The sequence below is a fragment of the Streptomyces sp. NPDC088817 genome (genome assembly GCF_044750345.1).
In the GTDB taxonomy this organism is placed as follows: domain Bacteria; phylum Actinomycetota; class Actinomycetes; order Streptomycetales; family Streptomycetaceae; genus Streptomyces.
Window position 1 is genome coordinate 1 of sequence record NZ_JBIVJN010000045.1, and the last position, 2564, is coordinate 2564.

Genomic DNA, 2564 nt, shown 5'->3' on the forward strand with positions numbered 1-2564 from the left:
CTCGGGCGCCAACGTCCACGACAGCCAAGCCCTGATCCCGCTCGTGAAGGGCATACCGCCCATCCGCTCCCGCCGGGGTCCCCGCCGGCGCAGGCTCGGCAAGCTCCACGCCGACAAGGGCCACGACTACGCACACCTGCGGAAATGGCTGTCCCAGCGAGGCATCCGGCATCGCATCGCCCGCAAAGGCGTCGAGACCTCGCAGCGGCTCGGACGGCACCGGTGGACCATCGAACGCACCATGTCCTGGCTCGCCGGCTGCCGACGGCTCCACCGCCGCTACGAACGCAAGGCCGACCACTTCCTCGCCTTCACCAGCATCGCCTGCACCCTCATCTGTTATCGCCGACTCGCCAAATGAGATGACTTCTTACGCGTGGGCATGTCCGACACAACTCCGCGGTCCACCGGTCGCCCGCGGTGCGCGAAGGACCGACTGGGGCATCCGTCCACGGATTTCGGCTGGGCGCAGCACGCACACGCGGTCTGACGAAATTCTTAAAAGTGTGCTCCAAGGTGAGGCCATGTCCGCGGGCGGCCCCGACCAGTCGCCCGCGCTTCCCCTGTCTTCGCTGTACGGAGTACTCCATGCGTTCACCCGTGTTCTGCATACGTCTGTCCATCGCCTGCGGGGCCGCCGTCTCGATGTTGTCGGGGTGCGGCACTGTCGGTGGCTCGGGCGTCACGGACCAGGTCGTCGTGTCGCCTCCGGCACGTGGGGCTGTGCCGCCCTCGACGTACGAGGGAGCCGCGTCCGTGTCCGTCGGGCTGCCCGGCTTGGGGCCGCGGACGTCGGCTTCGATTCCCGAGGAGAGCGAGCAGGTAGTGCTCGTCACCGGGGACGGCATCAACTCCTCGCAGTCGACTGTGGTGTTGTACGACCGCACAGCTTCCGGCTGGCAGGCCGGGAGCGTCTGGAGGGCGCACAACGCTCTCAAGGGGTGGACTGAGGACCATCACCTGAACGATCTCCGCTCGCCGATCGGGGTGTTCCGCCTCACCGATGCCGGCGGTCTTCTGCCGGACCCGGGGTCCCGGCTCCCGTACAACCGCTCCAACGCTTTCACCGTCGGCGGGGATGGATTCGAGGGGGAGTCGCTGGCAGGCTCCTTCGACTATGTCGTCGCCATCAACTACAACCGCGCGGCGGGCACTTCGCCGCTTGATTGGACCCGGCCCCTCGGTGCCGAGCGGGGCGGTGGGATCTGGCTGCACGTGGACCACGGTGGTCCGACCCATGGCTGTGTGAGCCTGCCGAAGGACCACATGAAGGCGCTGCTGCTCGCGCTGGATCCCGCACGGCACCCCGTGATCGTCATGGGCGACGCGGGGTCCCTGGCCCGCTGAGCACGCGCGGTCCGGTGGCACCGTGGCACCCAAGCTCTCGTCCCGGTGCCACCGGATCGCGCGGCTTCTCACTGAGCGTTTTCCAACCCGCTCCTGGTGTAATGCAGTTGGGCTGTCGACGCTGTAGGGCCCCTGGTAGATGGGTTTTCGACCAGGAGAACCTTCTGCGTGGACCCCACCAGGCCTGCTCGGCGCCGTCCACGACGCTAGTGCGTGGCAGAGCCCGCCTGCCAATCGGTCCAGGACATGTTCCAGCCGTTGAGGCCGTTGTCCGGGGCGATCGTCCGGTCCTTCGAGTTCTTCACGATCACCACGTCTCCGATCAGCGACTGGGAGTAGAACCAGGCGCCGTCCCGGCCCGGGTCGCCGCCGCCCTGTACGTCTTTGAGGCCGATGCAGCCGTGGCTGATGTTGGACTGCCCGAAGACCGAGTCGGCTCCCCAGTAGTTGCCGTGGATGAAGGTGCCGGATGTCGACAACCGCATGGCATGAGGCACGTCCGGGATGTCGTACTGTCCCGCGAAGCCGACCGTGGCGCCGTTCATACGGGTCTGGACGAGCTTCTCGGAGACGACCATCTGCCCGTTGTAGGTGGGTGATTCGGGCGCGCCGGCGGTGATCGGCACGGTGCGCAGGGGCTTTCCGTCCCGGCTGACCTTCATGACGTGCGCGGCGGCGTCGACGGTCGAGACCTGGCTGCGTCCGACGGTGAACGTGACGGTCTTGTTCTGGTAACCGTAGGCGCCGTCAGCGCCTTTGACTCCTTCGAGTGCGATCTCCACGCTGACGGTCGAGTGTGGTTTCCAGTACTCCCGCGGCCGGAAGTCGATGCGCTGGTTGCCGAACCAGTGACCCACGACGGGCTGGCCGGTGCTGGAACGGACCGTGATGGCCTCCTCCACGGCCTGCTTGTTCTCGATCGCTTTGTCGAACGTGAACGAGACGGGCATTCCGACACCGACGGTCGATCCGTTGTCCGGGGTGAAGGTCCCTGTAAGGCGTTCGTTCTCGCGCAACGTGGTGAACGATGCCTCTTGCTTGGCGTGGCGGCCGTCGCCATAGGTTGCAGTCACCACAAGCCTGTACCGACTGCCGTAGTCGAGATCCCCGACAGGCCTCCAACTGAGAAGCTGTTGTCTTTCCGTGCGTGATCGGCAGGTTTCCGCTGGTCGTGGATAGGTGCGGTAGGTCCGTGGGAGTAGTGGCCTGTCACGTCT

Annotated in this window: 2 protein-coding genes and 1 pseudogene; 2 read left to right on the forward strand and 1 reads right to left on the reverse strand. The window is 66.3% G+C overall.

Translation table 11 applies throughout. The features are described 5' to 3' along the window. Nucleotides 1–361, forward strand: a 361-nt coding sequence (locus ACIP4X_RS35700; protein ID WP_401352533.1) for a transposase, incomplete at its 5' end; no start/stop codon positions are given. Between the two features lie 227 nt (nucleotides 362–588). After that, a complete protein-coding gene (locus ACIP4X_RS35705; protein ID WP_358738341.1) occupies nucleotides 589–1347 on the forward strand; it encodes a L,D-transpeptidase family protein in 759 nt (252 codons plus the stop codon). Nucleotides 1348–1553: 206 nt separating this feature from the next. Here ACIP4X_RS35705 and ACIP4X_RS35710 read toward each other — a convergent pair. Further along, nucleotides 1554–2471: pseudogene (locus ACIP4X_RS35710) on the reverse strand (Ig-like domain-containing protein); the annotation flags it as partial. Nucleotides 2472–2564: the final 93 nt, after the last annotated feature.